The sequence below is a fragment of the Symbiopectobacterium sp. Eva_TO genome (assembly GCF_053848865.1).
This window is the reverse complement of record NZ_JBSPEY010000002.1, coordinates 49,535-72,709: the sequence shown is the minus strand read 5'-3', so window position 1 is coordinate 72,709 and position 23,175 is coordinate 49,535. Positions and strand designations below refer to the sequence as shown.

Below are 23,175 nucleotides of genomic sequence, written 5' to 3'. Positions count from 1 at the left end.
AGTCGTCAGAACAGGGCGTTCTTTTAAAATACAGGTTCAAACGTCGCTGGAACAGTGATGGCTTTCGCGTGTTTACTTCCAGGATTTAGCCGCAGCCTTACGCCTTTGCTCATCGCCTTTTCGTCGCTCATCATGAACATCGCGTTATTTTTACGTTTGGTGTACCCCTTCCATGACCCCTCCGGGTTTATCTCGAAAAGGTTTTTGTAACGACTCCGCAGATGACCCGCGTTTGTCAGGATTTTTATTGCGCGGTAAACACTGCGACCGGATAGGCCGGTATCTTTGGCCATAGATTCAACATCACTGTAAGTTGCGCCAGAGTTACGATCTGCATTCTGGATTAGGTGCAGATAGACCATGACGGTGGCTAAATCTCGTTTACGGCCAAGTGACTTAAGAAGCTCAAATCCAGACTCATAAACCTGAACAAAGTTGTGCTGTTTACCCTCTGGCAGGTCCATTTCTTCGATGATCTGCCTTGCGGTCTTCGTGTTCATATAAAACCCCATACTCGTTAACAATTTTAACATTTATAACTTTTTTATAACATTTAGCTTCTTGTAACTTATTGATTTTTAATGTTTTGACATGCATGGCGCGTATGCTGACATGGGTGTCAATTTTAGGAAAAAATATCTTTATTTTTCATGACGTTAAAATTCGCCACTTCTTATTCTTATAGCAGCAGACTCGTAGACTCGATCTGCCGTTGACCTTGACCTTAGGGTTTCAGGTTTTTGTACCGTGAAAACATGAGGTTAGTAACACTAGCCAGAAAAGAACCTGCCCAGAACGGTGAGGTCTGTAGCACCGTGCTCATCCTGGCACCGTCAGCGTGGCCTGTTTGTTCTGGCTAGTGCTGTCCTGAAGCCACTCGGGGGTGGTCACTTTCCCCCGACTGTAAGCCGCATACTTGCGGACAAATTCACGTAACCGGGTGTTGGCTTCATGCCTGGCCTGATTATCCTTTTTGAAGGAAATCGGCTCTGACTCCCAGATTTTTTGATAAACATTCGCGTATTCCAGTGCTACTTTGAGCCGGGTTGTGTATCGAAGTTCCAGCAGCATTTGCCGTATCCATGCCCCATCATCAGGATGAAATTTATCCGGCATCATGACCTGGGTGGCGTATTCAAAACGGTCCATCATGGCCCCCTGACTGGATTGACAAATTTCGTGTTTTTCATGTATAATTCCTTCTCAAATCAAATGTTTTGTTGTTTGTTACGCCGGAAAAGTGTTCTCCCACTGACCGGCTTTTTCTTTGGTCAAATACCCCGCCAGCCGTTTGGCTAACTCAGCCATTTCATCATCGGCAATGCCGTAGTTCAGCACGGCCAGCATCATGCTCACCTGGCGAAACAGACCATTCTTCCAGCGACTAACCTGGTACTCAGGTACGTTCATGGCAGCGGCAAAGGCTTTCTGTCCCATCAGGGCTAACTTGTTGAGTAATGCCGACTCGATGTGAGCGGCTTTCTTGCTTTGTGTTGCGTGGTTCATCTGTGATACTTTCCTTGTTGTTAAGGCGTGACAACCCTGTGGGGTGCCACTGTGTTATTGGGGGTGAAGCACCCACCGGTTAAGTTTGTAAAGAGCGGTGAAGATTATTGGTTTTTTGCTTTTGCCATTGAGTTGAGAAGCTCAGCAGCACTAATCTTTCCGTCAGTCGCCATCACGATCGAGGATATGAAGCGTGCGCTTATCTCTGAACCTTTAAGCCACTTGCTAATTGATGGCTGGCCCGTTCCTACTCGGCGAGCCAACTCAGACTGGGAGCCAGCAATCTCAATAGCCCTTTTGATAACGGCATTCATAGCGGTATTCCCTTTTACATAAATCAGAATGAATTATGCTTTAGGGAATTGAAATAGTCAAGTCCACATGGACTTTTAACGATATTCTTTGTAGAATTATTTTACTGAGTATGAAAACACTATCGGAAAGACTGGCGTTCGCCATGAAAGAAACAGGGAACCAGAACCAGACCGCATTGGCGAAAAAGTCTGGGGTTTCTCAATCGACAATATCCAAAATTCTGCGAGGGGAGAATGCTACATCTAAGGATTCACCAAAACTTGCCGTAGCGATGGGTGTAAGTTCAGATTGGTTGATCGGCGGTCAGGGTAATATCTGGGGTGATGGATCTGGTCGGATAGAGGGTGTTGACATCTCAAGACAACTATCTCTATGGGACGCAGAGGGTGATACTGGCAATACAATCAACTGGATATCAGAAGTACCAGATCATTACCAGGCATATGTAATGACTGGAAACACTGGCATAAGCAAAGCCCCAAGGGGCGCGATAGTTGTTGTAGATCCACACCAGATTCCGCTTACGGGTGATCTGGTTGTAGCTGTTATTGCCGGAGTTGTATCTGTGTTTGCCTATCATTTTAATGGAGCCGGAGAATCATTCTTATCAGTAGATGATGAGCGGGTTCCACTGGCGAAAATTACCGACCAATCAATATTGCGCGGTCCTGCACAACAAATATACATACCCACCTTATCAAGATAATCCGACATATCTTTCGGTGCGGGGCGATACACATAATCACCCGCACCAACCCTATCAAGAACAGAGCCCATTAACACCCCCCCACCAGCGTCACAGCAACTGTATAAAATCACAGCATAAACAACACCGCAATAGAATCTAATCAAAATAAATTCTCTGGAGAATTATAAACAACAAGTCATTATGGACTTTTTTATGCAAGTTTCTATTGATTCATTTTATTCTTTGTCGCATAGTTAGTCCATCAGCAGGACGCTGGGTAACTCAAACGGATGTGTGCTCTTTAACAATAGACTTGTGGGTGATTCACCCCGCCAAAGTGATTTGCTTTGGGATGATGACACGAAAGTGTGGTGTAAAAACACGCCTTGCAGCGGAGAGAACCGTGCGAAAAACACCGCCGCTATTCAGGTGTAGCCATCATCACCAAAGCTAACCAGTTGGAGAATTCAAATGCCAAGAAACAGACACAAGAATCTAGCTCGTGCCATCGCGCACCGGGCGGAGAAGAAAGAAACAATAGCTACAGGCCAACTTACGGTATTTAAAAGAGTCGGAACGGCTGATGTACTGGCTCAGCTGGTAATTCAGTTGCGCGACAGAAAGCAGCAAGAAACAGGCAGCTCAGTATGCATACCTGATGTAGCGCTCTTTCGAGCTGGACATCGCAGCAAGCCTAAAAATCCGTTTCATGCTCAAAAGTGAGGTAATTATGAAATTTAAAAATTTTCCAGATGCACTAGCTCGTCGTCGTTAACTCCCCATTCCAGAATCGCTAGAGCCAAACTCATCAGCCCAAAGAAAAAATGTTTCTCCTTCCCCTTGGCTACTTTCATCCGGCTTATCTGGGATTCGTCTAAGTTCAGAAAATCAGCGAACTTTCTCTGACCGAATAACGCCAGCTTGCTCAATAGCTGGGATTCAATCTGACGTGCTTTCTTGCTTTGTGTTGTGTGGTTCATCTGTGATGATTTCCTTGTTGAAAAAACAGGTTATTGAATGCGCGTGTAGATACACGGCACCTGTAATTTGGTAATCAACAGACGTGACGAAGCCGTGAGGCAGTCACAGTGAGTTTGTTACTGTGGGATGTTGCGTTCGCCACGTTGTCGGTGGCTTCCGTAGGACGAGTGTCCGTTGTAAAGAGCGGTACTGCTGGTTAAGCGTTCTGTTCCGGGCGGGGGAACAGTTGAGGTAAATCAGGTCGAATTTCGTACGCCTTAACTAGGCCACCAGTCGCCTCAACGATAGCGTTAACATTCTCTGGTGATACTCTTTTTTTATTGTGCAACCAGCACCAAACATTTGGCTGCTTAATTCCAACCGCCGAAGCCAGTTTTTGCTGGCTGCCTAAAGCTTGGATAGCTTTTTGGATCGCCGTGTTCACCATAGATAAATATACCCTTAAGATTTAAACCAAAAACATAATAACTATGAGTCTAGAAAAAATCAATGCCTTTGGGCATTTGACTGGCGATACCCAGAGTTATATGTTTTCAACCATGAACAGCGCACACTCAACACTCTCAGAAAGACTGAAGCTCGCTATGAATAAGCGAGGCATGTCACAGGGGAAGCTAGCCGAAGCAGCCGGCTTAGCTCAACCAACTATATGGAAAATATTAGATGGAAAAACTAAAAACTCTGGCTACGTTGTTGAAATTGCAATGGCTTTGAATGTTCGTCCAGAATGGCTTGCCTTGAACTCCGGCCCCATGCTAAAGGATGAAGCTACAGAATATGACACTCCTGAGCAAAAAGATCACTATGCTAGAGTTTCCCTCATTCCTATTTGGGAAGGGGTAGTTAAAACATCAGATTATGCTATCGCTCCTCGTGAAGTAGCATCCGAAAATTGCAAGGCATATGTTTTGCGGCGTTCGACAGGTTTCAGTGAAATGAGTGAGGGGTCCACTATAATTGTCGATAGCACCGAAACACCTGGTTATAACGACTACGTATATGCCAAAGTTCACAATTCTGAGTCTGTGTATAAGTTTGTTGCAGGAGGCGATAATGGTTTTTTGATGTCTGCCGACCAGCGGATTCCATTGATAGCAGTCGGTGATTTAGCAAGTATCATCGGAGTTATAGTATACATAGGCAAAAACCTGAAACGATAAGCTTTCGCGCTACCAATCCAAATTGCAGCGGATCGTCGGCGGTAATCTCCAGGACCTACCCTTACATATCCAAGTGACATTCCTTATCTCCCAATCCCTGGCATCTCCAAACCCAAAAAACTGTACATAATTACAGCACCAACCAATACTCTTCTTTTCTTTTGTAAATATCAACCCTTGTAACAAAAAAACCTTTCAGACACTTAATAAGACAAAAAAATCACATTTAGATTTAAATAGTTATGCCTAGAAAAGCAAATTTATACCAAATGGTATTGACTTTATTAAATCCTATTGGCATTATTGCGGCATTGAGACACACGGTCTCATGATCTTTACAACGAGCCGACGAAATGAGTTCGAGCTCTACGGAAGGCACCGACAACGTGCCGAACCTTTGCCTAGATGTTTTTGGGGTGTGGTGGGCTGAATAAAAATTATAGCCAACACCAGGGCCACCACTGGCTCACCACACCACCAAAACCATCTGTTGGAGGCAATATGGCTACTATCATTTACCGTAAATCCGTTAATCCTATTAACAAAACCAACGCCGCTATTCGCCGTCATGCCAGACGCAAGGCAGAAGCCATCCGGCGTGAACTGGTGACATCCCGTATCGACAAAGCATTGGGGCAGAAGCCAGAAAGACGCAAAGCGCTTACCCGAATCGAATTGGCTTTCAAGCGCAAACGTGCACCACGGATTAATTTCGGCTTACTGGACAAGTTCAGAGAGCAAATTAACCGTTTCGCTGAAAAGTACGATATTACCAGACGTCTTAACCATCGCATCTGGTACAGCAAACCGAAAACGGAGTATGGCATTACCGCCAAGGCAAGACAGACATATACATCACGGCTCGTTCATTGAATTTTAGGCTGGGTCGTGCTGCTTGAAAAATATGGCGATTTACGGCGGCCGGTCACAAGAAGTCTTTAAATATAACGGCGGGGTGAAAATGTTCTCATTCAAGAAAAACGACACTGAGGTTTTGCTTCGGGAATCACTGGAAACCACAAAGGATTCACTAAAGCGCGTATCAGCGGAGTGCGACAATCTGAAATTAGCGATAAGGAATATACGCAAGGCGCTATCGGCCGTCCGATCATGTTGATGCTGAGGTTGCATTGTCGATAGTAGACGCCGCAACCTTTCATGTCGTACCGCGCAGATTGACACCGAATAACATGGAGACACTAGAACGCATTATGTCTAACGCTGCCGAAATCGGTGACATTGAAAGCTACAGAGAAATCAAGTGGATATTGAAGAGCGTATGAATTTATTTTTCTCCCCTAAGTTTGCTTGTGTGTAGTGGCACACTGATACTGGCCACCTGATCGGAGGTGATATGCTCACCTCATCAACACGACAGGTGACCTCATGGGTAAACATTTTACGGCGGAATTTAAGCTCGAAGCCGCAAAGCTGGTTGTCGACCACGGCTACACATACGTTAAGGCCGCAGAGGCGGTTAATGTCAGCCATTCTGCCATTAGTCGCTGGGTCAATAAGCTTCGCCTTGAACGACAGGGAAAAACGCCAACGGGACTTCCTCTTACCCCTGAACAGCTCGAGCTGCGTGAGATGAAGAAAAAAGTCCAATGCCTTGAAATGGAGAACGAAATCCTAAAAAAGGCTACGGCGCTCTTAATGTCGGACTCACTCAACGGTTCACGGTAGTCGACAGGCTGAGGGCGCGATACCCGGTCACGGCGTTGTGCCAAACTTTTGAGGTACATCGCAGCAGCTACAGGCACTGGCAGGCTTCCGCTAATGAACCCGACGGTGAGCGCGTGGTTAAGTGTAGCCGCGTCATGGAAGCCTGGAACGCCAGCGGCGGCTCTGCCGGCGCTCGAAGTATCGCGACCATCGTCACCGGCAGCTCCGGTGTCAAAATGGGGCGCTGGCTGGCTGGCAAGCTGATGAAGGAGCTGGGTATCGCCAGCTGCCAGCGACCGGCTCACAAATACAAACGCGGCGGCAATGAACACGTTGAAATACCGAACTATCTCAACCGCCAGTTCGCGGTTACCGCGCCGGATCAGGTCTGGTGCGGCGATGTGACCTACATCTGGACGGGCAAATGCTGGGCTTACCTTGCGGTGGTGCTAGATCTGTTCGCCCGCAAACCGGTGGGCTGGGCCATGTCGACGTCGCCGGACTCGGCGCTGACAGTTAAAGCGTTGCAGATGGCCTGGGAACTCCGGGGACAACCAACAGGAGTCATGTTCCACAGCGACCAGGGCAGCCACTATACCAGCCGTCAATACCGGCAAGCCCTGTGGCGCTGCCGGATAAAGCAGAGTATGAGTCGGCGGGGTAACTGCTGGGATAATGCGCCAATGGAGCGGTTCTTCCGCAGCCTGAAGACAGAATGGGTGCCGACAAAGGGTTACAACAGCTTCAGCGAAGCCCAGGACGCGATTATCCGCTACATCACGGGGTATTACAGCGCTATCCGGCCTCACTGGTATAACGGCGGCTTAACTCCAAACGAATCTGAGCGACTGTTCTACATACAGTCTAATGCGGTGGCCAATATTAGTTGACCACTACAAACGTGACCGCCAGTCGCTTATCTGACGTGATGGCAAAAAACAAATCGGGCTATTCCGCCAGCCGCCAGCACTATATGGCAGAGCTTATCTGCCAGCGCCTGACCGGAAAGATCGAAGAAAGTTACTCAAACGCCGCCATGCAGCGCGGCACTGAACTTGAACCGGTAGCGCGGGAGATGTACCTGCTTAACCAGTTTGACGCAGAAGTTACAGAAGTGGGATTTATTCCCCATCCAGAGATCGTAGGATTTGGTGCGTCGCCTGATGGTCTTGTGGGGGATGATGGTCTGATTGAAATCAAGTGCCCCAATACATGGACGCATTTAGAGACCATTAAGACAGGCAAACCAAAACAGCAGTACATCCTACAGATGCACGCCCAAATGATGTGTACGGGCAGGAAATGGTGTGATTTTGTCAGCTATGACGACAGGCTACCGCCAGACCTTGCCTATTACCAGTTGAGAATTCATCAGGACGATAAACGGGTTGCTGAAATACAGGAGGCGTTAAGGCAGTTTCTGGCTGAGCTTGAAAGAGAACTTGAGGCTATCAGGAAATTATCCAAGGTAGCCGCATGAGTGCATGCACGTCGTCGGGCGTCTACACAATCAGGTTCCACCTGACCCAAGGGGTAGCATGGTGGGTTGTGCAGGATTCGAACCTGCGACAGATGGATTAAGAGTCCACTGCTCTACCAACTGAGCTAACAACCCGTAGTGGCATCACATTTTGAGAATAGCAGCAATGATGCTCACGGCAGCGGCGACCATTAGCCCAAGCCGGATGGTCATCTGCATGCCAAGCGTCTCAAATTTATCATTAATTTTATCGAAACCGGCAGTCATATCCTTACGGACATCGGCTATCTGAGCATCAGTCTTCTCGAAGCGGGCTTGCATCTGAGCTTCGTTCTTCTCGAAGCGAGCATCCATATCTCTACGGATATCCGTTAGTTGAATTGTAAAGTCTTTTCGCACATCCATTATTTTAGATTCAGTTTTTTCAAAACAGATAGGTAACTGAGCATCATGATTTTGAATAACTGCTTTTAAGTCTTTGCGAACGTCCTCGAGATCACGCTTGGTAGCAAGATCGGCGACCTCATGGGATTGACGCACGACAAGGGTTATAGCCTTGGCCTGCTCTCTATTAAGACCAGAGCTTTCCAGCTTCTCGACGAACTCTTGAGTATCAAATGCAACCTGGCCCATAGCGGATCCTCCTGTGTTAAGCCAAGTGTAAGCGATCTGACCGCCCATCTGCAAAATTTTACAAGTTAGCTCTCTGATAACCACATCCGTTTAATTATGGAGAAATTGTTATGTCTAAATTAGTTGTCATTGAAAATACCGTCGTCCGTCAGGATGCTTTCGGGCGTTACTGTCTGAATGACCTACACCGAGCTGCTGTTTCACAAGGTAAAGCGACAGAATCGCAACGACCTTCTGTCTTTCTAAGAAGCGAAGGCATTAGTACATTTGTACAAAAAGTAAGCGAAGCATCGCAAAGTGCTTCGGTCAACATCATCAAGGGGGGACTAGAATCGGGGAGCTGGGCAGTTGAAATTATCGCCATCCGCTATGCTGCATGGATAGAACCCGCATTCGAGGTTCAGGTATATGAGCAATTCCGTGATTCTGTAAAGTCCAGCAATGGCGTACTGGTAGAAAAAGTTCAGGCTGGATTGGCAATGATTGCTTTCTACAAGCAAGAGCTGCGCATAGCGCCTTCCGCGATGCTGGGTGCAATGAAAAAGCTACAATCTTCCCTCGGCATGCCGGATATCCTGCCAGCCTACGCCGTAGATGCGCCAGAGGGCAGTGTAACCGGCTCAAGCGAAGTCACACATTCCCTGACCGAACTGCTGATACTGCACGGCAAGCCCTACACCGCACAGTCAGGTTTCAAGCGCCTGCAATTGCTCGGATTCGCTGAGCGCAAGTCACGCCCCAGCAGCAAGCATCCCGACAAAGAGAAACTATTCTGGTCGCTAACAGAGAAAGGCTTGCAGTTTGGCAAAAATCTCACTGACCCAGCCAATCCGCGCCAGACGCAGCCCCATTTCTACGACAGCCTGTTTCCGCGTCTCTTAGGCGTCATGATGAACGGTATAGCGGCATAAACAGCCCCGGAGATACTTAATGTACAAAATAACGGCAACGATCAAAAAACCCGGCGGGCTGGATGTTCAGTGGCTACGGTTCTCTAAGGTGAAACTCACCATGTCAGAATGCGAAAAACTGCTCTTTAAGCCCAAGCAGGCAGGTAAGTCGTTCGGCGATAAGGTGAAACTGGAGGACTTTCACTGCGTCAAGGTGAAAAACAGGAACACGTGGCGAATAGCACAATAAACCATCCCATTGACGCAAGGATAACCCATGCGCTATAGTCAGTCTGCACCTGCAAATTCAGGTGCCGGGATTAGCCTCCTGCCAGATACAACCGCGACAGACTGACACGCCGCTAGCGTGTTTTTTTATGTCGCAATCTAGCTACATTCAATGGTGTGCTGGATGGGGGAGCCGAAAGGCTCGCCGGTTGGTTGTATCCGGTAAGGCTAACCCTGTTCAGCTCACCACCCAAGATTAGCCTCAACGGTGGTGAGTAGTTTAAATACAACCACTGGAGGTCATCATGACCGCATTAGCAATAACCCCATTCTCTTTTGAAAATAATCAAATCCGTACATCCATGGTTGGTGGTGAGCTTTGGTTCGTTGCTACAGATGTTTGCTCAGCACTAAAAATAGCCAATGTCACGGATGCTTTATATAAACTGGATTCTGATGAGAAGACGACTCTCGGTTTAACCGAGAGTCAGGCAGGAATGGGCGCTCAGAGCATTTGCCTGATATCCGAATCCGGCATGTTCACCTTGGTACTACGTTGCCGCGATGCCGTGAAGCAAGGCACCTTACCCCATCGATTCCGCAAGTGGGTAACGAGTGAAGTGCTTCCATCAATCCGCAAAACTGGCAAATACGAGCATCCACAATACAAACCCCAAGCATCCGAACTATTCAGCAGCCACGATATTGATAGTTTGACCCATCTGGTCTGGAGCATGAGCAATGGCTTTCATTTTGACCGGGCCTGGACACAGGCCATCTGGTATGCTCTGCGCCGTGTAACAGGCGTACCCTCCCCTCAGCACTTTGAAGTCCGGCAACTCCCCCTGCTGGCCGAAGAGTGCCGCCGTATCTACGGCATTACCAACACGCTCAAAGGTGCCATCTTCGACGCTGAGAAGCAGACCATGCGCCGCATCCTGCGTCATCGTGAGGATGAAGCTATCGTGCTTGCTGAAATGCAGCGGATGCTTGAAGAGAGCACGCAGCAGCATTACTGCGTGATGACCCATGCACTCGAAAAATGGCAACAGGCGAACGTTAGCCAGTTCCTTCAGCGCCACTAATCACTAATCCCGCCCCGGTATCGTGCCGGGGTTTCATTAATCACATTCACTTGTGAGGAGATTGATCATGTCTAAAGAACACCAACTGATTGCCATCGAAACTAATAGCATCAATGGCGAAACCGTCCAGACAGTGAACGCCCGTGACCTGCACGAGTTCCTTAAGGTCGGCAAGGATTTCACCACCTGGATTAAAGACCGCATCAAGCAGTACGGATTTGTTGAAAATATCGACTATTTAGTTTTCCCCGAAATTGGGGAAAACCCCAAAGGTGGCCGCCCTTCCATGGAATACGCCATCAGCATCGACATGGCGAAAGAGCTTTCGATGGTTGAGCGCAACGAGAAAGGTAAAGAGGCGCGCCAGTACTTCATCCAGTGCGAGAAACAAGCCAAGGCTGCTGTTGTCCTACCGCAACTCAATGACCCGTCATGGTTACGCGGAATGCTGCTGAACTATACCGAACAGGTGGAAGCGCTTAAGCAAACTGTAGTGGCACACTGATACTGGCCACCTGATCGGAGGTGATATGCTCACCTCATCAACACGACAGGTGACCTCATGGGTAAACATTTTACGGCGGAATTTAAGCTCGAAGCCGCAAAGCTGGTTGTCGACCACGGCTACACATACGTTAAGGCCGCAGAGGCGGTTAATGTCAGCCATTCTGCCATTAGTCGCTGGGTCAATAAGCTTCGCCTTGAACGACAGGGAAAAACGCCAACGGGACTTCCTCTTACCCCTGAACAGCTCGAGCTGCGTGAGATGAAGAAAAAAGTCCAATGCCTTGAAATGGAGAACGAAATCCTAAAAAAGGCTACGGCGCTCTTAATGTCGGACTCACTCAACGGTTCACGGTAGTCGACAGGCTGAGGGCGCGATACCCGGTCACGGCGTTGTGCCAAACTTTTGAGGTACATCGCAGCAGCTACAGGCACTGGCAGGCTTCCGCTAATGAACCCGACGGTGAGCGCGTGGTTAAGTGTAGCCGCGTCATGGAAGCCTGGAACGCCAGCGGCGGCTCTGCCGGCGCTCGAAGTATCGCGACCATCGTCACCGGCAGCTCCGGTGTCAAAATGGGGCGCTGGCTGGCTGGCAAGCTGATGAAGGAGCTGGGTATCGCCAGCTGCCAGCGACCGGCTCACAAATACAAACGCGGCGGCAATGAACACGTTGAAATACCGAACTATCTCAACCGCCAGTTCGCGGTTACCGCGCCGGATCAGGTCTGGTGCGGCGATGTGACCTACATCTGGACGGGCAAATGCTGGGCTTACCTTGCGGTGGTGCTAGATCTGTTCGCCCGCAAACCGGTGGGCTGGGCCATGTCGACGTCGCCGGACTCGGCGCTGACAGTTAAAGCGTTGCAGATGGCCTGGGAACTCCGGGGACAACCAACAGGAGTCATGTTCCACAGCGACCAGGGCAGCCACTATACCAGCCGTCAATACCGGCAAGCCCTGTGGCGCTGCCGGATAAAGCAGAGTATGAGTCGGCGGGGTAACTGCTGGGATAATGCGCCAATGGAGCGGTTCTTCCGCAGCCTGAAGACAGAATGGGTGCCGACAAAGGGTTACAACAGCTTCAGCGAAGCCCAGGACGCGATTATCCGCTACATCACGGGGTATTACAGCGCTATCCGGCCTCACTGGTATAACGGCGGCTTAACTCCAAACGAATCTGAGCGACTGTTCTACATACAGTCTAATGCGGTGGCCAATATTAGTTGACCACTACAGTTAGCCTGACGCAGTGCAAAACGTTCTGTAGCCTTGTCCCGCACGACATTGGCATACCCCACCACATTAGCGGCACTGGGCGTATTTTTGACTATCTGGGCCAGGTAGGAAAATCCGCCTACCAGATGGAGCAAACCACGGTTTTCCAACTCGTCGTTCACCGTGAGGCTGTCGATAGTTTTGCGGTGTGTATTCATCTCCTTCAGCACGGAAAATATCGCTTGGCAATGGCTGCTGTGGAACGATTCGGGTTTGAGAAAAGCCATCACGTTCTGAGCATTGTCGCTCTGCGCATCCAGTAGCAGGCTACCAATAACCCCTTCTTCGGCATCCAGACTGTACGGCACGGTCGGTATACTCTGGGTCATAACGCACCCTCCCGGGTTTTCAGCAGGGTATCGCTGCGTAGCAGGTAATCAAAACTGGCCTGCCACTGACGGGGATTTTCGCCAAAGTAAAACGGCTTGGCGGTCTCCATGAAGTACTGGAAATACTTTCCGGCGGCCTCTGGCGTGGGCTCTGCCAGCTCGCCCAACAGTCGCTTGATAGCGCGTCGGCGGGAATCGTTCAGGGTGGAGGCATTGGGCAGACGATTTCCCGCGGCATCGTTGTAAGCCTGAAGTACTGCCTGATAGTCCGGTGGTGCTGGTTTGTTTTTTTGGCTTTGCAGGGAAAACCCGTCATCGCCCCCGGTAGGGGGTAAGGGGGGTTTAGGTTCTATGACTGGTTCAAAAGAGTGACTGGTTCTGGGTGCAGCAGATGCACCATCCCCTGGTGCAGCATTTGCACCATATGGTGCAGGAGATTCACCATAGGGTGCAGTATTTGCATCATCCCTTGGTGCTGGAAACTCACCACACTTCCGTGATTCTTCTTCCCCTTTCTCTAACGTAAGGTGGTAAATATTTGACTGATTAATCCCGTTGCTTCCCTTGCGTTTTTCTATCCAGAGGAAGCCACTTTTTTGCAGAGACTGAACATGGCCTTGAACAGTACGCTCTGCCATTTCACACTGTTGAGCAATGTGGGGAATGGATGGCCATGCCTCCCCTTTGTCGTTGGCATTATCAGCCAACTTAAGGAGAACCAGCTTGCGTAGCGGATTGCCAACCTTGATACTCATGGCCTTAGCCATCAATGACATGCTCATTTGCGTTTCTCCTCGGACTCATGCTGAGCTAAGTAAAGTTGTTGTTGCAGGCGGAAGAGTTCGGCAAATTTCTTCGCCGCATCCTCCGGCATCAGTGTTTGGGGTTCAGGATGAGGGCGACAGGTGCCCTTTTGCTTGAAATTCCGGCTGTTTCGTGCCATAATTCCTCCTGAAATCAATTAGCTCCTTGCATTTTTAAGCCGGAAAAGTGTTCGCGCACTGTTCGGCTTTTTCTTTGGTCAAATACCCCGCCAGCCGCTTGGCTAACTCAGCCATTTCATCATCGGCAATGCCGTAGTTCAGCACGGCCAGCATCAGGCTCACCTGTCGAAACAGACCGTTCTTCCAGCGACTAACCTGGTACTCTGGTACGTTCATGGCGGCGGCAAAGGCTTTCTGTCCCATCAGGGCTAACTTGTTGAGTAATGCCGACTCGATGTGAGCGGCTTTCTTGCTTTGTGTTGCAGGGTTCATGTGTGATACTTTCCTTGTTGAAAAAAATAGGTTATCGGATGCACGTGTAGAAACACGGCACCTGTGTGTAATTGGGTAATCAACAGACGTGACGAAGCCGTGAGGCAGTCACAGTGAGTTTGTTACTGTAGGATGTTGAGTTCGCCACGTTGTCGGTGGCTTCCGTAGGACGAGTGTCCGTTGTAAAGAGCGGTGCTGCTGGTTAAACAATCTTATTTATTGACGGGAACAGGTCATCTAACCCTATTGATACCCCTTTAGAATTAAGTACCTGAACTATCTTCTGAGCTAACTTGATATCTATGTTTCTTCTACCATGTTCATAGTGGCAAATAGCCCCAGGGGTACATCCCATTATTCTTGCGAGTTCTGACTGAGTTAGCCGGACTCGTTTTCTGAATTGCCGTAGTTGATTCACGTGAACCTCCATGAAAATAGTATACATAACGTAATCATTGATATCAACAAGATTCTACATTATGTGGTTTTATTGGATTTTATACAAAGCGTATAATAAAAATATGAAACAAGCTAAATGGCATGAAATAGCTAAAGCTAGAATGAAGGCTTTACGCATAACACAGGATGAACTAGCGGAACGCCTAGGTGTAACTAAGGGCGGAATTAGTCATTGGTTGAATGGAAGGCGTGAGCCTCGGATAGAAGATTTTTGTAAGATCATGGCAATCCTCGGCCTGAACAAACTTATGCTTAACAATGATGGCTCATTATTGGTAGACCAAGATTTTGAGGCAATGCTGGCTACCCCACTTCTACCTGAATTGACGGAAGAGGAGCTAGAACTTCTCAAACTGTTTGATGATTTACCTGAAGCTGAAGCCAAGCGATTTCTTGCCGAGATGAAGATCAAAAAGACACATTACGATGCTCTTTTTGACGAGATGCACAAGAAAAGAAAAAAAGTTTATTAATATCAGTCACATATCATAAATCCTTACTTCTATTACAAACTCCCCACGCCTTCCTTAACTCGTAAGTCAAATTAAAATCACAATATAAATCAATCAAATAAGTTTCAATCGCAACAAAATATACAAAATGTAATTTACAATAAAAATCCATTATGTATACTTAATCTCATCACCCCACCAGACAGCCTTCAGCCAGACGGTGGACCACCAACCCGCAACGGCAATACCCCGCCATGCAAGACCTCGAGTTACCCGCCGATTGCCTGAGCGTAAGTAGCCAGCCCGAGGCACAGGAACATGACGGCGGTTGGGGCATATTTCAAATACATGCTCTTTCAAAACGAGCCTCGCGCTCTACGGAAGGCACCGACAACGTGCCGAACCTTTGCCCAGATGTTTTTGGGGTGTGGTGGGCTGAATAAAAATTATAGCCAACACCAGGACTATAACCGTTCACCACACCACCAAAACCATCTGTTGGAGGGGAGCATGGCTACTATCATTTACCGTAAATCCGTTAATCCTGTTAACAAAACCAACGCCGCTATTCGCCGTCATGCGAGACGCAAGGCAGAAGCCATCCGGCGTGAACTGGTGTCATCCCGTATCGACAAGGCATTGGGGCAGAAGCCAGAAAAACGCAAGGCGCTTAACCGAATCGAATTGGCCTTCAAGCGCAAACGTGCACCACGGATTAATTTCGGCTTACTGGACAAGTTCAGAGAGCAAATTAACCGTTTCGCTGAAAAGTACGATATTACCAGACGTCTTAACCATCGCATCTGGTACAGCAAACCGAAAACGGAGTATGGCATTACCGCCAAGGCAAGACAGACATATACATCACGGCTCGTTCATTGAATTTTAGGCTGGGTCGTGCTGCTTGGAAAATATGGCGTTATTTCAAACACAGCTAACGGACAATACCCGGAAGTCATTAAACGATTGAGGAGCATTAAATAGCGTTATGGCAGATGATGTAGATATAGCTAGCCAGAGCGAAGAAACCTTTCGCCAACACCTGATCACCAATCATCGAGAGAAGGAATTACCGGTTAACGGGCGCTGCTATAATTGCGAAGAGCAAACCGAGGGTAATTTCTGCTGCAAAGAATGTCGGGAAGATTGGGAAAAGCGAAAATATTTTGATAGCCAATGGAGAATTGAATGATGCAACTTAATAAACCTCATATCACGACCTTCAATCACCCTGATTTCGGTGACATGGTCGCTGTCACCAACGGCAGCAATAATATTAATGATTCACATTATTTGATGAGCATTGACATCCTCCCTTGTGATGACAATGAGACAAGAGTATATAAGTCAACTATTTTCTATCTGACGGAAGAAAATAAGTGGCTTAAAAAGCAGGTGAAAAAATTAACGCTAGTGTATGACTGAAACACTTTCAGAATTCCCATCATCCGCTTATCGCCGCAATCAACATCACACTGATAATAGATAACACAGAACTGCCTCTTTATACCCGCGCCGATATTCGTCGGCAAAATTATACATCAATCCAAATCAAGGAAAGCCACGATGGAACTTGCTATCGCGGGCGCACCCATCGTGCGTCCTGAAATTAAATTTGACCCGATTCGGTCAATCGAACATCACCGCTCAAATATCGTCACGGGCCAGAGCTTCAAAAACAAAAGCTGGCTGCAACGGTTATTCGAGCAGCTTATTGCAACGGTTAATCAGAAGGGGAACCCCAATGCTTAATCCATCAAAGATACAGGCCATTCGGAAAATCATGGAAGAAATGCCGCCTGAAATAACAGAGGACTGTTACGCAGAGGCTGAGCAATTGGCGGAGAAGTCTATCGAAAGGTTTCGTGATCCGCTCAGAAAGCATTGGCCCGACGCTTACACAGAGCAAGCCTGTGAGTACATGGAAGACAGCGATGTTGATTATCAGGAAGCCGAGAGTCAGCGAGTATTCGACGCCATTTTCCATCGCGTGAAGGTGGAGCGGGCTTTTTGGATTTATGACAGGCAGAACAGCACGGAGGATGCAGCATGAACACAGCATTAGCAACAATGGCTGGAAAACTGGCTGAGCGTCTCGGTATGGAGCAGGATACGGATTTGATGGATACCCTTAAGAATACGGCGTTCAAGGGGGGTAACGTCACGGACGAGCAATTTACCGCCCTACTTATCGTTGCCAACCAGTACGGGCTTAACCCGTGGACGAAAGAGATTTACGCATTCCCTGATAAGGGCTGCATTGTTCCGGTTGTTGGTGTCGATGGTTGGGCGCGGATCATTAACGAACATCCTCAGTTCGACGGAATGGAATTCGGCTACGACAAGGAAGAGGGGGCTTGCACCTGCAAGATTTACCGCAAAGATCGCAAACACCCCACTGTAGTAACCGAATACATGGGCGAGTGTAAGCGCAATACCCAGCCGTGGCAATCACACCCCACCCGTATGCTGCGCCACAAGTCACTTATTCAGTGTGCACGCATGGCATTTGGCTTCGCGGGCATTTACGACAGTGACGAAGCGGAACGGATTATAGAAAGCACGCCAGCAAGTGTTGTTGCTGGACAAGAGACGGATGAGCGCCGCCCTGCACTCATTGCCAGGTGCGAAGAGGCGGCTCAGATTAGCATGGAAGTCTTCGCTGAAACATGGAAGAGCCTCACGCAGGAAGAGCGCCAGATTATCGGCAATGCAGAGAAGGAGCGCATCAAGAAAAGCATTCCCGTCGACGCAGAATATAGTGAGGTGGATCATGCAACAGCGGAGTGATGAATGGTTTGCCGCCCGGTGCGGTAACGTGACCGCCAGTCGCTTATCTGACGTGATGGCAAAAAACAAATCGGGCTATTCCGCCAGCCGCCAGAACTATATGGCAGAGCTTATCTGCCAGCGCCTGACCGGAAAGATCGAAGAAAGTTACTCAAACGCCGCCATGCAGCGTGGCACTGAACTTGAACCGGTAGCGCGGGAGATGTACCTGCTTAACCAGTTTGACGCAGAAGTGACGGAAGTCGGGTTTATTCTTCACCCTGACATTGCAGGATTTGGCGCATCGCCTGACGGACTGGTAGGGTGTGATGGTCTGATTGAAATCAAGTGCCCCAATACATGGACGCATTTAGAGACCATTAAGACAGGCAAACCAAAACAGCAATATCTGCTCCAAATGCACGCACAAATGATGTGTACGGGCAGGAAATGGTGTGATTTTGTCAGCTATGACGATAGGCTACCGCCAGACCTTGCCTATTACCAGTTGAGAATTCATCAGGACGATAAACGGATTGCTGAAATAGAGGAGGCTTTAACGCAGTTCCTGGCTGAACTTGAAAGAGAACTTGAGGCTATTAGACATTTAGCCAAGGTAGCCGCATGAGTACATGCACGTCGTCGGGCGGCTGTGCAAACAGGTGAGTCGCCTGACGCGGGAACGGAGTTGCTGAAAGCTGGAGGGTCGAGCAGGAATCGAACCCGCATCTTACGGTTGGGGAACACGTACGCTCTTCCACACTGAGCTACCGACCCAAGTGGCAGAATTGATTAAAGAGCCGTAACGAGAAATGCTTTCACAACCAGAGAGAGAATACCCAAAATTCCAGCGCTCAGCATCCAGCACATTAACTTCTGCTCAGCGCGAATACCCGCCATTTCAAGCTGTAAATCCCTGCGGACGATTTCCATATCCTTGCGCACGTTGCCAATCTCTGCGGACAGATCCTTACGCACATCTGCTATCTCACGCTTCACCTCGGCAATATCAGCAGACAGGTCTTTGCGCACATCGTCGAGATCGCGCTTTGTAGCAAGATCTGCTACTTCGTGTGATTTTCGCACAACAAGAGATATCGCCTTGGCCTGGTCTTTGGGCAACCCGGCGTTTTCTAGCGTTTCTACGAACTCTTGAGTATCAAATGCAACTTGGCCCATGGGAAATCCTCCTGTTTTAATCCAAGTGTAAGCGATCTGACCGCCAATCTGCAAAATTTTACAAGTTAGCCCTCTGATAACCACATCCGTTTAATTATGGAGAAATCGTTATGTCTAACTTAGTTGTCATTGAAAATACCGTCGTCCGTCAGGATTCTTTCGGACGTTACTGCCTGAATGATTTACACCGTGCCGCTGTGGCGCAGGGAAAGGCAACCGAATCTCAGCGGCCGTCTGCTTTTACTAAAAGTAAGGGTATTTCTAAGTTGACATCCTCCCCGCCCTAAAGGACGGGGATTCCTACAGCGTTCAGACCGAAGCCTGAATCGCCTCGGTGGGTTCCTGCTTCAACGGGCGGACTGACTGCACCATCCCTCCACAGGCCAACACGGCATGTCCCGCCGCTAAAATGTTACGAGCTCCGTTGATATCGGCGTTCTCGGTGTAGCCGCATATCTGGCATTCAAACTTACTCTGAGACAGACGGTTCTCTTTCGCTGTATGACCGCAGCAGGCGCACCGCTGGCTGGTATACGCCGGAGGGATAGCCAACACCGAACCTCCTCGCCAGAGCTGCTTGTATTCAAGCTGACGGCGCATTTCATACCAGCCTTGATCCAGTATCGAGCGGTTTAAGCCTGATTTGGCTTTGACGTTTCGTCCGTGCTGCTCTGCCGTGCCTTTTGCCGATTTCGACATGTTACTGACCTTCAAGTCCTCAATGACGATCATTGCGTGGTTTTTGCTGATTTCACTGGTGACTTTGTGAAGGTAGTCGCGTCGGATATTGGCAATGTGCGAGTGCAGACGCTGGATTTTTTGCTTCTGTTTCTGCCAGTTGGTGCTGAATTTAACTTTGCGGCTTAACTGGCGCTGAAGCATTGCCAGCTTGCGCTGGCTTGCTTTAAAACTGTTGACTGGCTGGTATACCGTACCATCTGAAAGCGTTGCAAGTTTCATAACTCCGGCATCCAAACCGACCATTGACGCTGCCTTATGAACCGGTTCAGTCACTTCGTATTCCGTTTGGATGCTGACGTACCATTTGCCGCATGACTGGCTGACGGTTACATTTTTCACTTCGCCAATAATTTCGCGGCTGTTGCGATAGCGTATCCACCCCAACTTTGGCAACGATATGCGACTGTTGGCCTGATCGAGCTTCACGCCTTGCGGGTAGAGGAATGCATCGTTTTGCCCGCGTTTTTTGAAGCGCGGAAATGCTGCGCGCTTCTGGAAGAAATTCTTGTAGCCGCGCTCCAGATCCTTTAGTGACTGCTGTAACGGCTGCGATGGGGCATCCTTCAGCCATTGCGTTTCAGGATTTGCTTTCCACTCAATAAGCCATGAAGCCATTTTTGTATAGAAAATATACTTATTCCCCGCCTCATGGTTCTCATTCTGAAGTGCCAACGCACAGTTAAAAACGAAACGACAGGCCCCTGCGAAGCGCCGCATATCGCGTTCCTGCTGACCATTTGGTCTTAACTGGAATTTGAAGGCTTGTAGTCGTTTCATGCCTATCATTATACTTTGGTCTATGACAAACGCTGGTAAAGTAGCTGCGTAGTTTTTCGATGGCATCCAGATCAAATATTTTTCGTCGATATTTAGCAACGAATATCAAGTGAACATGCATCAGGAAAACGCAGTGTCTTCCCCGTCGAATATCAGTTTCTTTTGCGCTGATTTTGATGTTGAACTGGTTGAAATGGACGGCGAGCACGACCACGTGCATTTGTTGATCAACTATCCGCCAAAGTTGGCAATATCTAACTTGGTCAACAGTCTTAAAGGCGTATCCAGCAGACTGCTTCGCCGTGACCGACCCGATATAGCCCATATCGTTATACACATCTTTCTAACGCACTGTTTAATCAATGAGTTACGGGTTTATCTCAGAGTGGCATTTTGAACCTCAAAAAGCCAATGGGATGGCTTGAATGCCTTAATTCACGGGGTTCTGAGCATCCTGTTCAAAAAATGGCCAAAAGATGTGTATAACGATATGGATATAGCCCAGCGCTATTACTACAAGTGCGCTCTGTGGACACCGAGTTATTTTGCAAGTAGTTGCGGAGGTACGCCAATATCGATTATTCGACAATACATTGAGCAGCAGCAAACAGGCTTTGTTGAATAAATCAGAACTTGTAACGACTGTGCCCCAGGTCGATTGTTACGTGATGCGAATACTGTTCGGCATTCCTAATAGCGTGATCCGGTTAAGCGCTTTGACCATCGCCATGGCTTCACCCACCTGAGCATCGTAGTCACGCAGACTTAGATGACCACCCAGAAGCGTTTTGAACCGGAACATGGCCGTTTCAGCCACTGAGCGTCGGTGATAGCCCACTTTATTTTTCCAGGTATCCTTGCTGCCGCTCAGGCGCTGATTTGCAACAGCGTGGTTACGCTCGTGGTAGTGGTCCGGCCAATATTGCGCCCCCCTTCGCGGCGGGATAAGCGGCCTTATTTTCTTCCTCAGCAGAGCATCATGGCAGTAACCTGTATCGTAAGCGCCGTCAGCCGATGCCTCTCTGATTTTCCGGTGGGTCTGGTTTATCAGTGCCGGTAGAGCCTGGGCATCAGTCGTACCACTGAGCGACAAATCCGCACAGATAATCTCATGCGTCGCACTGTCTACTGCCAGATGCAGCTTACGCCACACCCTGCGTCTGTCGGCACCATGCTGCCGGACTTTCCATTCGCCTTCGCCAAAGACCTTCAGGCCGGTTCCATCAATGACCAGATGTGAGATTTCACCACGGGTTGGCGTTTTTATGCTGATCTTCACTGTCTTTGCTCGCTTGCTGAGCAGCGAATAGTCTGGACAATGCAGCGACAATTTAATCAGTTTAAAAATCGAGTCAACAAAACCCTGTAAAGCCCTCAATGAAAGGCCAAACACGCGTTTCATCATCAGGACTGTGGTGATGGCCATATCTGAGTAGTGGAGCGGTCGTCCACGCCGTTCAGTAGTCGTATTTTCCGTCCATGCAGCAATGGCTGATTCATCTAGCCATACGGTTAGAGAACCGCGCTGCTTGAGGGCCTTGTTATAGGAGGGCCAGTTAGTGATTTTAAAATTTTGTTTTGCCATGGAGACCTGATGTTGAAACAACTATGGTGATCTGATCCGATGATTACCCAAACTTTCTATTTATTCAACAAAGCCCAGCAAACACCAAGTTAGTCGGAAAAACGCGCCTTATATCCCCGCCCTGAAGGACGGGGCTTTACGGCGCACCTGATAATCTAAAAACGGTAATGTCTCTAATTGGTTGAATCTGATGTATAATGCGGTCTTTTGAGGTTCTCTCATGGCCAGCGTTAAAGTTCATTGTCCCCGTTGTCAGTCTGCTCAAGTTTACCGCCATGGTCAGAACCCTAAAGGCCATGACAGATTTCGCTGCCGTGACTGCCACCGCGTGTTTCAGCTTACCTACCGCTATGAAGCGCGAAAGCCGGGAGTCAAAGAGCAGATCGTTGATATGGCCTTCAACGGTGCCGGTGTTCGCGATACCGCCAGAACGTTGAAAATCGGCATCAATACGGTCATCCGGGCTTTAAAAAGCTCTCGCCCCGCAGGATAACGTCTTCTCCCGTTGCTCACGCCGACGTCGCCCTTATCTGTGAACTTGATGAGCAATGGAGCTTCGTTGGCAGTCAGGCGCTACAGCACTGGCTCTGGTACGCTTACAATACCAAAACGGGCGGTGTTCTGGCCTACACTTTTGGCCCCCGAACCGATGAGACCTGCCGTGAATTGCTGGCTCTGTTGACACCGTTCAACATCGGCATGATTACCAGTGACAACTGGGGCAGCTATGCAAGAGAGGTTCCGAAGCAGAAACATCTGACTGGCAAGATCTTCACGCAACGCATAGAGCGCAATAACCTGACGCTCCGTACCCGCATTAAACGACTGGCGCGTAAAACGATTTGCTTCTCGCGCTCCGTCGAGATCCACGAAAAAGTCATCGGAGCCTTCATCGAAAAACACATGTTCTACTAATTGGAGTCATTACCCTATATTGATACGAATTAAAATCATTCGTTATTTTTTAAATTTATACACTCCCCTTGAATGATATCCTTTTAATAAAAAAAACAAAAAAACACAGATCAATAAATCCGATCGAAATGATCGAATTTATTTTATTTACCTTTTTGTTTGGGTTGAGTAAGTTCCCTTCAGCAAATGCAAGGTTCTATTAGAGCTGAACCATTTAGGCATTTTGTTTATTGTGAATGTTAACTTGGCATGCAAGGAGGTAATAACGAATTATCTATACATATAAACACTTATTAACATGCA

Annotated in this window: 34 protein-coding genes, 2 tRNA genes and 3 pseudogenes; 21 read left to right on the top strand and 18 right to left on the bottom strand. The window is 48.4% G+C overall.

The window, feature by feature from the left end:
• Positions 1-23: 23 nt before the first annotated feature.
• From ACWWJF_RS01210 to ACWWJF_RS01195, 4 genes are all read right to left on the bottom strand, one after another.
• A complete protein-coding gene (locus ACWWJF_RS01210; RefSeq protein WP_455868451.1) occupies positions 24-533 on the bottom strand; it encodes a replication/maintenance protein RepL in 510 nt (169 codons plus the stop codon).
• A 286-nt stretch (positions 534-819) separates the two neighbouring features.
• Positions 820-1,152 carry a hypothetical protein gene (locus tag ACWWJF_RS01205; RefSeq protein ID WP_455868450.1) on the bottom strand — a complete coding sequence of 111 codons (333 nt, stop codon included), beginning with the start codon at positions 1,150-1,152 and terminating at the stop codon, positions 820-822.
• A 75-nt stretch (positions 1,153-1,227) separates the two neighbouring features.
• Positions 1,228-1,506, bottom strand: coding sequence for a CII family transcriptional regulator (locus tag ACWWJF_RS01200; RefSeq protein WP_455868449.1), 279 nt, complete (start codon positions 1,504-1,506; stop codon positions 1,228-1,230).
• A gap of 104 nt (positions 1,507-1,610) precedes the next feature.
• Positions 1,611-1,820, bottom strand: a complete 210-nt coding sequence (locus ACWWJF_RS01195) for a transcriptional regulator (RefSeq protein WP_440866682.1) — start codon at positions 1,818-1,820, stop codon at positions 1,611-1,613.
• Positions 1,821-1,963: 143 nt separating this feature from the next.
• On the opposite strand from ACWWJF_RS01195, the gene ACWWJF_RS01190 reads away from it, so the two are divergent.
• Positions 1,964-2,527, top strand: a complete 564-nt coding sequence (locus ACWWJF_RS01190) for a helix-turn-helix domain-containing protein (RefSeq protein ID WP_455868448.1) — start codon at positions 1,964-1,966, stop codon at positions 2,525-2,527.
• 719 nt (positions 2,528-3,246) lie between these two features.
• Here the strand turns inward: ACWWJF_RS01190 and ACWWJF_RS01185 are convergent.
• Positions 3,247-3,489: a CII family transcriptional regulator gene (locus ACWWJF_RS01185; RefSeq protein ID WP_455868447.1), complete on the bottom strand. Its 243-nt coding sequence runs from the start codon at positions 3,487-3,489 to the stop codon at positions 3,247-3,249.
• Positions 3,490-3,686: 197 nt separating this feature from the next.
• Positions 3,687-3,914: a YdaS family helix-turn-helix protein gene (locus ACWWJF_RS01180; RefSeq protein ID WP_455868470.1), complete on the bottom strand. Its 228-nt coding sequence runs from the start codon at positions 3,912-3,914 to the stop codon at positions 3,687-3,689.
• Positions 3,915-3,960: 46 nt separating this feature from the next.
• Here ACWWJF_RS01180 and ACWWJF_RS01175 point away from each other — a divergent pair, with 46 nt between their 5' ends.
• The 4 genes from ACWWJF_RS01175 to ACWWJF_RS01160 all read left to right on the top strand — a co-directional run bounded on the left by ACWWJF_RS01175 (position 3,961) and on the right by ACWWJF_RS01160 (position 7,795).
• Positions 3,961-4,650, top strand: coding sequence for a helix-turn-helix domain-containing protein (locus tag ACWWJF_RS01175; protein WP_455868446.1), 690 nt, complete (start codon positions 3,961-3,963; stop codon positions 4,648-4,650).
• 501 nt (positions 4,651-5,151) lie between these two features.
• A complete protein-coding gene (locus ACWWJF_RS01170) occupies positions 5,152-5,523 on the top strand; it encodes an antitermination protein (RefSeq protein WP_455868445.1) in 372 nt (123 codons plus the stop codon).
• A 513-nt stretch (positions 5,524-6,036) separates the two neighbouring features.
• Positions 6,037-7,205 (top strand): IS3 family transposase gene (locus ACWWJF_RS01165; RefSeq protein ID WP_455868400.1). Its coding sequence is split into 2 segments (ribosomal slippage): positions 6,037-6,292 and positions 6,292-7,205, totalling 1,170 coding nucleotides; the frame shifts between segments, so codons are not numbered across the junction.
• Positions 7,202-7,795, top strand: coding sequence for a lambda exonuclease family protein (locus ACWWJF_RS01160; RefSeq protein ID WP_455868444.1), 594 nt, complete (start codon positions 7,202-7,204; stop codon positions 7,793-7,795). The genes ACWWJF_RS01165 and ACWWJF_RS01160 overlap by 4 nt, the downstream gene beginning before the upstream one ends.
• A gap of 59 nt (positions 7,796-7,854) precedes the next feature.
• Here ACWWJF_RS01160 and ACWWJF_RS01155 read toward each other — a convergent pair.
• A tRNA-Lys gene (locus ACWWJF_RS01155) sits at positions 7,855-7,930 on the bottom strand.
• 9 nt (positions 7,931-7,939) lie between these two features.
• A complete protein-coding gene (locus ACWWJF_RS01150; protein WP_455868469.1) occupies positions 7,940-8,476 on the bottom strand; it encodes a DUF1640 domain-containing protein in 537 nt (178 codons plus the stop codon).
• Between the two features lie 62 nt (positions 8,477-8,538).
• Between ACWWJF_RS01150 and ACWWJF_RS01145 the strand changes: the two genes are divergently transcribed.
• From ACWWJF_RS01145 to ACWWJF_RS01125, 5 genes are all read left to right on the top strand, one after another.
• Positions 8,539-9,339: a KilA-N domain-containing protein gene (locus tag ACWWJF_RS01145; protein WP_455868443.1), complete on the top strand. Its 801-nt coding sequence runs from the start codon at positions 8,539-8,541 to the stop codon at positions 9,337-9,339.
• 19 nt (positions 9,340-9,358) lie between these two features.
• Positions 9,359-9,568 carry a DUF1187 family protein gene (locus ACWWJF_RS01140; protein WP_455868442.1) on the top strand — a complete coding sequence of 70 codons (210 nt, stop codon included), beginning with the start codon at positions 9,359-9,361 and terminating at the stop codon, positions 9,566-9,568.
• 283 nt (positions 9,569-9,851) lie between these two features.
• The gene (locus tag ACWWJF_RS01135; protein ID WP_455868441.1) at positions 9,852-10,631 is read left to right on the top strand and encodes a BRO-N domain-containing protein; all 780 of its coding nucleotides are present in this window, start codon (positions 9,852-9,854) and stop codon (positions 10,629-10,631) included.
• A gap of 67 nt (positions 10,632-10,698) precedes the next feature.
• A complete protein-coding gene (locus ACWWJF_RS01130) occupies positions 10,699-11,136 on the top strand; it encodes an antA/AntB antirepressor family protein (protein WP_455868440.1) in 438 nt (145 codons plus the stop codon).
• Between the two features lie 57 nt (positions 11,137-11,193).
• Positions 11,194-12,362, top strand: a protein-coding gene (locus tag ACWWJF_RS01125; RefSeq protein WP_455868400.1) for an IS3 family transposase whose coding sequence is annotated in 2 segments (ribosomal slippage) — positions 11,194-11,449 and positions 11,449-12,362 — 1,170 coding nt in all. Because the reading frame shifts where the segments join, the coding sequence is not laid out codon by codon here.
• On the opposite strand, the gene ACWWJF_RS01120 is transcribed toward ACWWJF_RS01125, so the two are convergent.
• From ACWWJF_RS01120 to ACWWJF_RS01100, 5 genes are all read right to left on the bottom strand, one after another.
• Positions 12,326-12,739, bottom strand: a complete 414-nt coding sequence (locus tag ACWWJF_RS01120) for a DnaB-like helicase N-terminal domain-containing protein (protein WP_455868439.1) — start codon at positions 12,737-12,739, stop codon at positions 12,326-12,328. The genes ACWWJF_RS01125 and ACWWJF_RS01120 overlap by 37 nt on opposite strands.
• Positions 12,736-13,506, bottom strand: a complete 771-nt coding sequence (locus tag ACWWJF_RS01115; protein WP_455868438.1) for a helix-turn-helix domain-containing protein — start codon at positions 13,504-13,506, stop codon at positions 12,736-12,738. Before ACWWJF_RS01115 ends, ACWWJF_RS01120 begins: the two co-directional genes overlap by 4 nt.
• An 11-nt stretch (positions 13,507-13,517) precedes the next feature.
• Positions 13,518-13,682 (bottom strand): hypothetical protein, encoded by a 165-nt coding sequence (locus tag ACWWJF_RS01110; protein ID WP_455868437.1) that lies wholly within the window; start codon positions 13,680-13,682, stop codon positions 13,518-13,520.
• A 34-nt stretch (positions 13,683-13,716) separates the two neighbouring features.
• The gene (locus ACWWJF_RS01105) at positions 13,717-13,995 is read right to left on the bottom strand and encodes a CII family transcriptional regulator (protein ID WP_455868436.1); all 279 of its coding nucleotides are present in this window, start codon (positions 13,993-13,995) and stop codon (positions 13,717-13,719) included.
• Between the two features lie 202 nt (positions 13,996-14,197).
• A complete protein-coding gene (locus ACWWJF_RS01100) occupies positions 14,198-14,425 on the bottom strand; it encodes a helix-turn-helix transcriptional regulator (protein WP_455868435.1) in 228 nt (75 codons plus the stop codon).
• 49 nt (positions 14,426-14,474) lie between these two features.
• Here ACWWJF_RS01100 and ACWWJF_RS01095 point away from each other — a divergent pair, with 49 nt between their 5' ends.
• From ACWWJF_RS01095 to ACWWJF_RS01060, 8 genes are all read left to right on the top strand, one after another.
• Positions 14,475-14,927, top strand: coding sequence for a helix-turn-helix domain-containing protein (locus ACWWJF_RS01095; RefSeq protein WP_455868434.1), 453 nt, complete (start codon positions 14,475-14,477; stop codon positions 14,925-14,927).
• A 489-nt stretch (positions 14,928-15,416) separates the two neighbouring features.
• Complete coding sequence (locus tag ACWWJF_RS01090; protein ID WP_455868433.1) at positions 15,417-15,788, top strand: antitermination protein; 372 nt, start codon at positions 15,417-15,419, stop codon at positions 15,786-15,788.
• Between the two features lie 106 nt (positions 15,789-15,894).
• The gene (locus ACWWJF_RS01085; RefSeq protein WP_455868432.1) at positions 15,895-16,098 is read left to right on the top strand and encodes a hypothetical protein; all 204 of its coding nucleotides are present in this window, start codon (positions 15,895-15,897) and stop codon (positions 16,096-16,098) included.
• Positions 16,095-16,331, top strand: a complete 237-nt coding sequence (locus tag ACWWJF_RS01080) for a hypothetical protein (protein ID WP_455868431.1) — start codon at positions 16,095-16,097, stop codon at positions 16,329-16,331. The genes ACWWJF_RS01085 and ACWWJF_RS01080 overlap by 4 nt, the downstream gene beginning before the upstream one ends.
• A 141-nt stretch (positions 16,332-16,472) precedes the next feature.
• Positions 16,473-16,658, top strand: coding sequence for a hypothetical protein (locus tag ACWWJF_RS01075; protein ID WP_438816323.1), 186 nt, complete (start codon positions 16,473-16,475; stop codon positions 16,656-16,658).
• Positions 16,651-16,959: a hypothetical protein gene (locus ACWWJF_RS01070; protein WP_455868430.1), complete on the top strand. Its 309-nt coding sequence runs from the start codon at positions 16,651-16,653 to the stop codon at positions 16,957-16,959. Before ACWWJF_RS01075 ends, ACWWJF_RS01070 begins: the two co-directional genes overlap by 8 nt.
• Positions 16,956-17,696 carry a phage recombination protein Bet gene (gene bet, locus ACWWJF_RS01065; protein ID WP_455868429.1) on the top strand — a complete coding sequence of 247 codons (741 nt, stop codon included), beginning with the start codon at positions 16,956-16,958 and terminating at the stop codon, positions 17,694-17,696. Before ACWWJF_RS01070 ends, bet begins: the two co-directional genes overlap by 4 nt.
• A complete protein-coding gene (locus ACWWJF_RS01060; protein WP_455868428.1) occupies positions 17,680-18,303 on the top strand; it encodes a lambda exonuclease family protein in 624 nt (207 codons plus the stop codon). The genes bet and ACWWJF_RS01060 overlap by 17 nt, the downstream gene beginning before the upstream one ends.
• Positions 18,304-18,374: 71 nt before the next feature.
• On the opposite strand, the gene ACWWJF_RS01055 is transcribed toward ACWWJF_RS01060, so the two are convergent.
• From ACWWJF_RS01055 to ACWWJF_RS01040, 4 genes and pseudogenes are all read right to left on the bottom strand, one after another.
• Positions 18,375-18,452, bottom strand: a tRNA-Gly gene (locus tag ACWWJF_RS01055).
• A gap of 15 nt (positions 18,453-18,467) precedes the next feature.
• Positions 18,468-18,854 carry a coiled-coil domain-containing protein gene (locus tag ACWWJF_RS01050; protein ID WP_455868468.1) on the bottom strand — a complete coding sequence of 129 codons (387 nt, stop codon included), beginning with the start codon at positions 18,852-18,854 and terminating at the stop codon, positions 18,468-18,470.
• A gap of 309 nt (positions 18,855-19,163) precedes the next feature.
• Positions 19,164-20,372, bottom strand: a complete 1,209-nt coding sequence (locus ACWWJF_RS01045; RefSeq protein WP_455868427.1) for an RNA-guided endonuclease InsQ/TnpB family protein — start codon at positions 20,370-20,372, stop codon at positions 19,164-19,166.
• A 25-nt stretch (positions 20,373-20,397) separates the two neighbouring features.
• Positions 20,398-20,592: pseudogene (locus ACWWJF_RS01040) on the bottom strand (transposase); the annotation flags it as partial.
• On the opposite strand from ACWWJF_RS01040, the pseudogene tnpA reads away from it, so the two are divergent.
• Positions 20,536-20,685 (top strand): annotated as a pseudogene (gene tnpA, locus ACWWJF_RS01035) (IS200/IS605 family transposase); the annotation flags it as partial. The pseudogenes ACWWJF_RS01040 and tnpA overlap by 57 nt on opposite strands.
• A gap of 180 nt (positions 20,686-20,865) precedes the next feature.
• Positions 20,866-20,997, top strand: a pseudogene (locus ACWWJF_RS01030) (transposase); the annotation flags it as partial.
• A gap of 36 nt (positions 20,998-21,033) precedes the next feature.
• Here ACWWJF_RS01030 and ACWWJF_RS01025 read toward each other — a convergent pair.
• Complete coding sequence (locus tag ACWWJF_RS01025; protein ID WP_455868426.1) at positions 21,034-21,957, bottom strand: IS5 family transposase; 924 nt, start codon at positions 21,955-21,957, stop codon at positions 21,034-21,036.
• A 220-nt stretch (positions 21,958-22,177) separates the two neighbouring features.
• On the opposite strand from ACWWJF_RS01025, the gene ACWWJF_RS01020 reads away from it, so the two are divergent.
• Positions 22,178-22,872, top strand: a protein-coding gene (locus ACWWJF_RS01020; protein ID WP_455868425.1) for an IS1 family transposase whose coding sequence is annotated in 2 segments (ribosomal slippage) — positions 22,178-22,421 and positions 22,421-22,872 — 696 coding nt in all. Because the reading frame shifts where the segments join, the coding sequence is not laid out codon by codon here.
• Positions 22,873-23,175 lie beyond the last annotated feature (303 nt).

Coding starts and splice junctions, on each gene's coding strand:
- ACWWJF_RS01210 (WP_455868451.1), bottom strand. CDS start 533: ATGTTAAAATTGTTAACGAGTATGGGGTTTTATATGAACACGAAGACC.
- ACWWJF_RS01205 (WP_455868450.1), bottom strand. CDS start 1,152: ATGATGGACCGTTTTGAATACGCCACCCAGGTCATGATGCCGGATAAA.
- ACWWJF_RS01200 (WP_455868449.1), bottom strand. CDS start 1,506: ATGAACCACGCAACACAAAGCAAGAAAGCCGCTCACATCGAGTCGGCA.
- ACWWJF_RS01195 (WP_440866682.1), bottom strand. CDS start 1,820: ATGAATGCCGTTATCAAAAGGGCTATTGAGATTGCTGGCTCCCAGTCT.
- ACWWJF_RS01190 (WP_455868448.1), top strand. CDS start 1,964: ATGAAAGAAACAGGGAACCAGAACCAGACCGCATTGGCGAAAAAGTCT.
- ACWWJF_RS01185 (WP_455868447.1), bottom strand. CDS start 3,489: ATGAACCACACAACACAAAGCAAGAAAGCACGTCAGATTGAATCCCAG.
- ACWWJF_RS01175 (WP_455868446.1), top strand. CDS start 3,961: ATGAGTCTAGAAAAAATCAATGCCTTTGGGCATTTGACTGGCGATACC.
- ACWWJF_RS01170 (WP_455868445.1), top strand. CDS start 5,152: ATGGCTACTATCATTTACCGTAAATCCGTTAATCCTATTAACAAAACC.
- ACWWJF_RS01150 (WP_455868469.1), bottom strand. CDS start 8,476: ATGGGCGGTCAGATCGCTTACACTTGGCTTAACACAGGAGGATCCGCT.
- ACWWJF_RS01145 (WP_455868443.1), top strand. CDS start 8,539: ATGTCTAAATTAGTTGTCATTGAAAATACCGTCGTCCGTCAGGATGCT.
- ACWWJF_RS01140 (WP_455868442.1), top strand. CDS start 9,359: ATGTACAAAATAACGGCAACGATCAAAAAACCCGGCGGGCTGGATGTT.
- ACWWJF_RS01135 (WP_455868441.1), top strand. CDS start 9,852: ATGACCGCATTAGCAATAACCCCATTCTCTTTTGAAAATAATCAAATC.
- ACWWJF_RS01130 (WP_455868440.1), top strand. CDS start 10,699: ATGTCTAAAGAACACCAACTGATTGCCATCGAAACTAATAGCATCAAT.
- ACWWJF_RS01120 (WP_455868439.1), bottom strand. CDS start 12,739: ATGACCCAGAGTATACCGACCGTGCCGTACAGTCTGGATGCCGAAGAA.
- ACWWJF_RS01115 (WP_455868438.1), bottom strand. CDS start 13,506: ATGGCTAAGGCCATGAGTATCAAGGTTGGCAATCCGCTACGCAAGCTG.
- ACWWJF_RS01110 (WP_455868437.1), bottom strand. CDS start 13,682: ATGGCACGAAACAGCCGGAATTTCAAGCAAAAGGGCACCTGTCGCCCT.
- ACWWJF_RS01105 (WP_455868436.1), bottom strand. CDS start 13,995: ATGAACCCTGCAACACAAAGCAAGAAAGCCGCTCACATCGAGTCGGCA.
- ACWWJF_RS01100 (WP_455868435.1), bottom strand. CDS start 14,425: ATGGAGGTTCACGTGAATCAACTACGGCAATTCAGAAAACGAGTCCGG.
- ACWWJF_RS01095 (WP_455868434.1), top strand. CDS start 14,475: ATGTGGTTTTATTGGATTTTATACAAAGCGTATAATAAAAATATGAAA.
- ACWWJF_RS01090 (WP_455868433.1), top strand. CDS start 15,417: ATGGCTACTATCATTTACCGTAAATCCGTTAATCCTGTTAACAAAACC.
- ACWWJF_RS01085 (WP_455868432.1), top strand. CDS start 15,895: ATGGCAGATGATGTAGATATAGCTAGCCAGAGCGAAGAAACCTTTCGC.
- ACWWJF_RS01080 (WP_455868431.1), top strand. CDS start 16,095: ATGATGCAACTTAATAAACCTCATATCACGACCTTCAATCACCCTGAT.
- ACWWJF_RS01075 (WP_438816323.1), top strand. CDS start 16,473: ATGGAACTTGCTATCGCGGGCGCACCCATCGTGCGTCCTGAAATTAAA.
- ACWWJF_RS01070 (WP_455868430.1), top strand. CDS start 16,651: ATGCTTAATCCATCAAAGATACAGGCCATTCGGAAAATCATGGAAGAA.
- bet (WP_455868429.1), top strand. CDS start 16,956: ATGAACACAGCATTAGCAACAATGGCTGGAAAACTGGCTGAGCGTCTC.
- ACWWJF_RS01060 (WP_455868428.1), top strand. CDS start 17,680: ATGCAACAGCGGAGTGATGAATGGTTTGCCGCCCGGTGCGGTAACGTG.
- ACWWJF_RS01050 (WP_455868468.1), bottom strand. CDS start 18,854: ATGGGCCAAGTTGCATTTGATACTCAAGAGTTCGTAGAAACGCTAGAA.
- ACWWJF_RS01045 (WP_455868427.1), bottom strand. CDS start 20,372: ATGAAACGACTACAAGCCTTCAAATTCCAGTTAAGACCAAATGGTCAG.
- ACWWJF_RS01025 (WP_455868426.1), bottom strand. CDS start 21,957: ATGGCAAAACAAAATTTTAAAATCACTAACTGGCCCTCCTATAACAAG.